We start from the raw sequence: 6,310 nt of genomic DNA on the forward strand, positions 1-6,310 counted from the left end.
GAAGCGCAAGACCTGATCGGACAGGCGAAAATCGACCCGTGGAAATCACTCTGCTCGGTACTGGCGCCCCGGCGGGGCTGCCCCGGCCCGACTGCCCCTGCGCGGCCTGTGCGACCGCGCTGGGGCCGGACGCGCGGGCGGCGACCGCGCTGCTCGTGGACGGGGCGCTGCTGCTCGATCTGACGCCGGGCGCGGCCCTCGCGGCGGCGCGGGCCGGGCATTCGCTGGCCGGGGTGGGGCAGGTGCTGCTGTCGCATCCGCACGACGGCCCCCCGGTGGAGGTGCCGCCCGGGCTCGCGCAGCCCGGCCGGGTACCGGACGGGCGGGAGCTGGCGCTGCTGACGGGGCATCGGGTGCGGGCCGTGGCGATGGACGCGGGCGGCACCGGGTACGCGGTGACGGGGCCGGACGGGCAGCGGCTGCTGTACCTGCCGCCCGGCGGGGCGCCGGCCGGGCTGGAGGAGTCGGCGGCGGAGTCGTACCACATGGTCCTGCTGGACGTCGTGGGCCGCCCGGACGCGCTGGCACGGCTGCGGGCGGTCGGCTCCGTCGACCCGACGACGGACGTGCTCGCCGTCCACCTCGACCACGACGTGCCGCCGGGCGCGGAGTTGCGCCGGCGCCTCGCCGCGGCGGGGGCCCGTGCGGTGCCGGACGGTACGACGCTGGTGGTGGGGCCGTACGAGGACGTGCCGGACGTGCCGCGCCGGACACTGGTGCTGGGCGGGGCGCGCTCGGGGAAGTCGGTGGAGGCCGAACGGCGCCTGGAGTCCTTCCCGGACGTGCTCTACGTGGCGACCGGGGGGACGCGGGGCGGGGATACCGAGTGGGCGGCGCGGGTGGCCGCGCACCGGGAGCGGCGGCCGGGGTCGTGGCGCACCACGGAGACGACGGATCTGGTGCCGCTGCTCGCGGAGGACGGTCCGCCGATGCTGATCGACTGTCTGTCGCTGTGGCTGACGGACGTCATGGACTCCGTGCGGGCGTGGGACGACGCGGAGTGGGCCGGGGGCGGGGAGAAGGCGCTGCGGGAGCGGGTGCGGGAGCTGGCGGAGGCCGTGCGCCGCACGCGGCGCACGGTCGTCGCCGTGTCCAACGAGGTGGGGTCGGGGATCGTGCCCGCGACCGCCTCCGGCCGCCGGTACCGCGACGAACTCGGGCGGCTGAACGCGGCGTTCGCGGCGGAGTGCGAGCAGGTGCTGCTGGTGGTGGCCGGGCAGGCCGTGGTGCTGCGCGGCTGAGCGCGGCGGGGCCGGTACGGCCGGCCGGGGCCGCGCACGCGGCTATCCCCAGTCCTTGCGGGCCACGATCCGGTACGCGTTGGAGAACGGGGTGCGGCGCAGCAGCGGGGCCAGGGTGTTGTCCAGCACCCAGGCCACGTCGAGCAGGGGGGACAGGGCCCACTTCAGCAGCGGGTGGGCGTGGGCGAGGAGCAGGGTGAGGGCCGCCGACAGGTCGTAGGGGATGTGCGGGGCGCGCCGGTCCGTGACGAGGACCGTGCAGCCCAGGGTCTCCAGCTCCGCGCGCAGATTGGGCAGAGGCATCAGGTGCAGGTGGCGGGGCTGGCCGTAGGGCAGCCACCATCTGCCCAGCAGGAAGGCGAACGCGCAGCGCGGGTCGGGGACCTCGACGACGAGGTGGCCCCCGGGGCGCAGGGCCGTCAGGGCGGCCCTGAGCTCGGCGCGCGGGTCCAGGGTGTGCTCCAGGTGGTGGAACATGCTGACCACGTCGTAGCGGGCGCGCAGCCGGGCCGTCATGCCGGGGGTGGTGAGGTAGCCGCGGTGGGCCTCCTCGATCCGGCCCTGAAGCAGGGCCTGTTCGACCCGGGCCGTCGGATCCAGGCCGTCGAAGCTGGTGTACGGGAAGAACTCCTTCGCCGCCTCCGGGAAGCGGGCGTGGCCCGTGCCCACGTCGAGCCAGCTCTCCGGTTCGCGCAGCGCGGACAGCTTGTGCGCGGCGGCCCGGTGCCGGCGGCGGACCGCCCGGGCGGACAGGACGCGCGCGGCGAACTCCTCCAGCTGCCGTTCGTAGAAGTCCCGGTGGAAGAAGGCGAGTCCCTCCGCCGTGAGCCGGGGGTTCTGGAAGGCGTGGCCGCACTCGTCGCACGCGTCGAGGACGAAGGTGCCCGGCCGGTGCCGCAGGGGGTCGCTGGCGCGCACCCGGGTGCGCAGGTGCGCGGAGCCGCACCAGGGGCAGGTCTCGCGGCGCTGCTCGTGGAACGGGTCGGAGGACCGCGGGAGGGTCTCCGGGACGAGGGGCGAGGTCGGCATGAGCGGCTCCCTGTGCGACTTTCCGCTGCGACATTCCACTGCGGCATCCCCCTGCGACATCTCGCTGCGACATTCCGCTGCGACACCTCACTGCGACATTTCGCTGCAAACGGAACGTATGGGATAGCGATCTTGGGTGCAATGACGTCGCGGGGGTGTGGTGGCGGTGTGACGCGGAAGCGCTCGTTCGCTGGCGGTACTGTTCGGCGAATGAGCAGGCTTAATCTGGACGACTTCACCGATCTGATCGAGCGCCCGGACGGGGGCGTGCGCCGTGACGCCGAGGCCCGGCGGGAGCGCCAGATCGTGCCGCCCGGGGCGCTGGGGCGCCTGGACGAGCTGGGCGAGTGGCTGGCCGCCGCGCAGAGCACCGTGCCGGTACGGCCGGTCGAGCGGCCGCGGGTGATCCTCTTCGCCGGCGACCACGGCATCGCCGAACTGGGCGTCTCGGCGCGGCCCGCGGGCAGCGCGGAGCGACTGGTGCGGGACGTGCTGGAGGGCGCCAGCCCGGTGGCGGTGCTCGCGCGCCGGCTCGAGGTGCCGGTGCGGATCGTGGACATGGCCCTGGACTGCGCGCCGGACGCCTTCCCCGAGGAGGTCGTGCGGCACCGGGTGCGGCGCGGCAGCGGCCGGATCGACATCGAGGACGCGCTCACCCTCGACGAGGCCGAGGCGGCCCTGCGCACGGGCATCGCCATCGCCGACGAGGAGGCCGACTCGGGCACGGACCTCGTGGTGCTCGGCGACATCAGCGTGGGCGGGACCACGGCGGCCGCGGTGCTGGTCGCCGCGCTGTGCGGGACCGACGCGTCCGTGGTGACCGGGCGCGGCGGGCTCGCGATCGACGACCTGACGTGGATGCGCAAGTGCGCGGCGATCCGGGACGCGCTGCGCCGGGCGCGGCCGGTGCTCGGCGATCAGCTGCAGCTGCTGGCGACCGTGGGCGGCGCGGACCTTGCGGCGATGACCGGATTCCTGCTGCAGTGCGCGGTGCGGAAGCTGCCGGTGATCCTGGACGGTGTCGTGGCCGGCGCCTGCGCGCTGGTCGGGCAGCGGGTCGCCTTCCGGGCGCCGGACTGGTGGCTGGCCGGGCACGACAGCGGGGAGCCGGGGCAGGCCAAGGCGCTGGACCGGATGGCGCTGGAGCCGCTGCTGGATCAGGGGGTGAAGGTCGGCGAGGGCCTGGGCGCCCTGCTGGCCCTGCCGCTGGTGCGGGCCGCCGCCGCGCTGGCCGCCGAACTTCCGGAGCGGGAACCGCAGGAGAAGCCCGGTGACGAGCCGGAGTGAGCCGCGCCTGATGGGGTGACGGCCGGACCGCCGGCCACCGCGGCCGGATAAGTGCGGTTCACCACGGGCGCCCCCATATGATCCTGCACCATGGGAGATGCCCGAATTGCGGTGCCGCAGCGAGCCGAGCCGGGGCGCCCGGACGAGGAGGGCCGGCGGTCGACCGGGGTGTCCCGGCGAGCCGCCGCTCTCGCCGTCTGGTACCTGCGGACCGTCGCCTTCATCAACTTCCTCAGCGCGGTGTGGGTCTCGCTCTACCAGGACGTGCGCCGGCACAACCAGGACGACTTCTTCACGCCGTACCTGCTGACGGCCGGCTTCGCCTCCGGGGTGTTCACCACCTTTCTGGCGATCACCATGCGGCGCCGCAAGCGGGCCGCGTGGATCCTCAACGTCGTGCTCAGCGGCGCCTTCCTGGCCCTGTTCGCGTTCGCCATGGCGTTCCCGGAGATCCGGCGGTACGCGCAGAACTGGGTCTCGCTGGTGCTGACGGCCGTGTTCGTCGGGGCGCTGCTCGTCGGCCGGCGGGAGTTCTACGCCAAGGGCGACCGGTCCAACCCGCGGCTCGCGGCGACCGTCGCCGTGGTCGGCGGGATCGTCGCGAGCCTGTCGGCCGGGCTGCTGGTGACGGTCACCAACCAGGCGCCGGACGCGGCCCGTTCGACCTTCCTGGAGCGCTGGCACTACGGCACCCTGCGCCTGGTGTCGGTCGCCGCCGACGAGAACCGCTTCCCCGGCATCGCCCCGCCCAACTGGGCCAACGTCGCCGTCAACGTGCTCAGCACGGCCCTCGTCCTCGCCGTGTTCTACGCCGCGTTCCGCTCCCGGCGTGCCGTGGACCCGCTCACCGCTGACGACGAGAAACGGCTGCGGGCGCTGCTGGAGCGGCACGGCGAGCGCGACTCGCTGGGCTACTTCGCGCTGCGCCGGGAGAAGAGCGTGGTGTGGTCGCCGACCGGGAAGGCGGCCGTGGCCTACCGCGCGGTCGGCGGGGTGAGCCTCGCCTCGGGGGATCCGATCGGGGACCCGGAGGCCTGGCCGGGGGCGATCGCGCCCTGGCTGGCCGAGGCGCGGGCGCACGGCTGGATCCCCGCGGTGATGGGGGCGAGCGAGGAGGCGGGCACCGTGTACGCCCGGCACGGCCTCGACGCCCTCGAACTCGGCGACGAGGCGATCGTGGAGGTCGCCGACTTCACGCTGGAGGGGCGGGCGATGCGCACCGTCCGGCAGGCGTACAACCGGGTGAAGCGGGCCGGGTACACGGTGCGCATCCGGCGGCACGAGGACATCCCGGCGGGCGAGATGGCGTACCTCGTCGAGCGCGCGGACGACTGGCGGGACGGGGCGACCGAGCGCGGGTTCAGCATGGCGCTGGGCCGGCTCGGGGACCCCGAGGACGGGCGGTGCGTGATGCTGGAGTGCACGGACGCCGAGGGCCGGCTGCGCGCGCTGCTGTCCTTCGTGCCGTGGGGGCCGCGCGGGCTGTCGCTGGACCTGATGCGGCGCGACCGGGACTCCGAGAACGGACTGATGGAGTTCATGGTCATCGAACTGCTGCGGCGCGGCGACGAGATCGGGATCACCCAGGTGTCACTGAACTTCGCGATGTTCCGTTCGGTCTTCGAACGTGGCGCGCGCCTCGGCGCCGGACCGGTGCTGAGGCTGTGGCGGTCGCTGCTCAGCTTCTTCTCCCGCTGGTGGCAGATCGAGTCGCTGTACCGCGCCAACGCCAAGTACCGGCCCATCTGGGAGCCGCGGTTCCTGCTCTTCGAGAAGAGCGCGGACCTGCTGCGCATCGGACTCGCGTCCGCCCGCGCGGAGGGTTTCCTGGAGGCGCCCGGGCTGCCGAAGTGGCTGCATCGCAGGCAGCTCGGCACCCGCAGATGACCGCACGGATGAGGACCGCTGGATGAACAGGCTCGCCCGCTGGGCCCGCGCCGAGTGGGGGCTGCTGTACGCGACGGTGCGCGAGCCCCTGCTGAGACCGCGCCTGCGGGCGATGCCGATGACCGCCGGGGCGGTGTGCCTGACGGCCGTGCTCCAGTACGTGCAGAACCAGTCCTGGGGTTATCAACTGGTGCAGAACGCGGGGGCGGTACGGGCCCAGGACCCGCTGTGGCTGGCGCTGCTGCGCACTCCCCTGTCGCTGTTCGTGCCCGCGCTGGACCTGCCGGTGTGGGGGGCGCTGGCGCAGATCCTGTTCGTGTTCGGGATCGCCGAGGTGTGCCTGGGCTGGTGGCGGACGCTGGCCATCGCGTTCGTCGCCACGCTCGCCGGGACGATGTACGCGCGCGTCGGCATCGGGCTCGGCGCGCACGCCCCGTTCGGGCTGCCGTGGACGGACGCGCAGGTGGTGGACACCGGTCCGTCGGCGGCGGTGGTGGGGCTCGCCGTGTTCGTCGCCTGGCGCTACGGCGCCTATCTGACGGCGGGTGCGGTGACCGTCGCCATGGTCGGGGAGGTGCTGATCAAGGAGAACCTGGCGGGCAAGGAGCACCTGGCGGCGCTGATGGCCGTGGGGGCGCTGTGCCTGGCGGTGGCGGTGCGACACCGCTACGGACATGCACTTCGGCACCGGCTGCGCGGAGCCCGCGCCCGCCGGTTCCGCCCGACCCGGGGCCGGTCCGGCACCCGGACCGGCCCGGGGTCGGGCCTGCCCCCGATCCAGCCCTGAAGGACCGACCCGGACCCCGCCCAACGGCCGTCCTGCCACGCGAGGGCGTTGACCGCGCTCGCTCTCCCCCGGCCCAGAC

Annotated in this window: 5 protein-coding genes; 4 read left to right on the forward strand and 1 reads right to left on the reverse strand. The window is 74.3% G+C overall.

Going from position 1 to position 6,310, the window contains the following annotated elements; genetic code table 11:
• The first annotated feature begins 38 nt into the window (after positions 1-38).
• The gene (locus tag ACLU3S_RS35170; protein WP_413956034.1) at positions 39-1,241 is read left to right on the forward strand and encodes a bifunctional adenosylcobinamide kinase/adenosylcobinamide-phosphate guanylyltransferase; all 1,203 of its coding nucleotides are present in this window, start codon (positions 39-41) and stop codon (positions 1,239-1,241) included.
• A 42-nt stretch (positions 1,242-1,283) separates the two neighbouring features.
• Here ACLU3S_RS35170 and ACLU3S_RS35175 read toward each other — a convergent pair whose 3' ends face one another.
• Positions 1,284-2,270, reverse strand: a complete 987-nt coding sequence (locus tag ACLU3S_RS35175) for a class I SAM-dependent methyltransferase (protein ID WP_413956035.1) — start codon at positions 2,268-2,270, stop codon at positions 1,284-1,286.
• Positions 2,271-2,480: 210 nt separating this feature from the next.
• Between ACLU3S_RS35175 and cobT the strand changes: the two genes are divergently transcribed.
• The 3 genes from cobT (at position 2,481) to ACLU3S_RS35190 (ending at position 6,231) form a co-directional block, all read left to right on the forward strand.
• Positions 2,481-3,557, forward strand: coding sequence for a nicotinate-nucleotide--dimethylbenzimidazole phosphoribosyltransferase (cobT, locus tag ACLU3S_RS35180; protein WP_413956036.1), 1,077 nt, complete (start codon positions 2,481-2,483; stop codon positions 3,555-3,557).
• A gap of 90 nt (positions 3,558-3,647) precedes the next feature.
• Complete coding sequence (locus ACLU3S_RS35185) at positions 3,648-5,444, forward strand: phosphatidylglycerol lysyltransferase domain-containing protein (RefSeq protein ID WP_413956037.1); 1,797 nt, start codon at positions 3,648-3,650, stop codon at positions 5,442-5,444.
• A gap of 22 nt (positions 5,445-5,466) precedes the next feature.
• Positions 5,467-6,231, forward strand: coding sequence for a hypothetical protein (locus tag ACLU3S_RS35190; RefSeq protein WP_413956038.1), 765 nt, complete (start codon positions 5,467-5,469; stop codon positions 6,229-6,231).
• Positions 6,232-6,310 lie beyond the last annotated feature (79 nt).

The sequence above is a fragment of the Streptomyces sp. AF1A genome, assembly GCF_047340315.1.
GTDB lineage: Bacteria > Actinomycetota > Actinomycetes > Streptomycetales > Streptomycetaceae > Streptomyces.

Coding starts and splice junctions, on each gene's coding strand:
- ACLU3S_RS35175 (WP_413956035.1), bottom strand. CDS start 2,270: ATGCCGACCTCGCCCCTCGTCCCGGAGACCCTCCCGCGGTCCTCCGAC.
- cobT (WP_413956036.1), top strand. CDS start 2,481: ATGAGCAGGCTTAATCTGGACGACTTCACCGATCTGATCGAGCGCCCG.
- ACLU3S_RS35185 (WP_413956037.1), top strand. CDS start 3,648: ATGGGAGATGCCCGAATTGCGGTGCCGCAGCGAGCCGAGCCGGGGCGC.
- ACLU3S_RS35190 (WP_413956038.1), top strand. CDS start 5,467: ATGAACAGGCTCGCCCGCTGGGCCCGCGCCGAGTGGGGGCTGCTGTAC.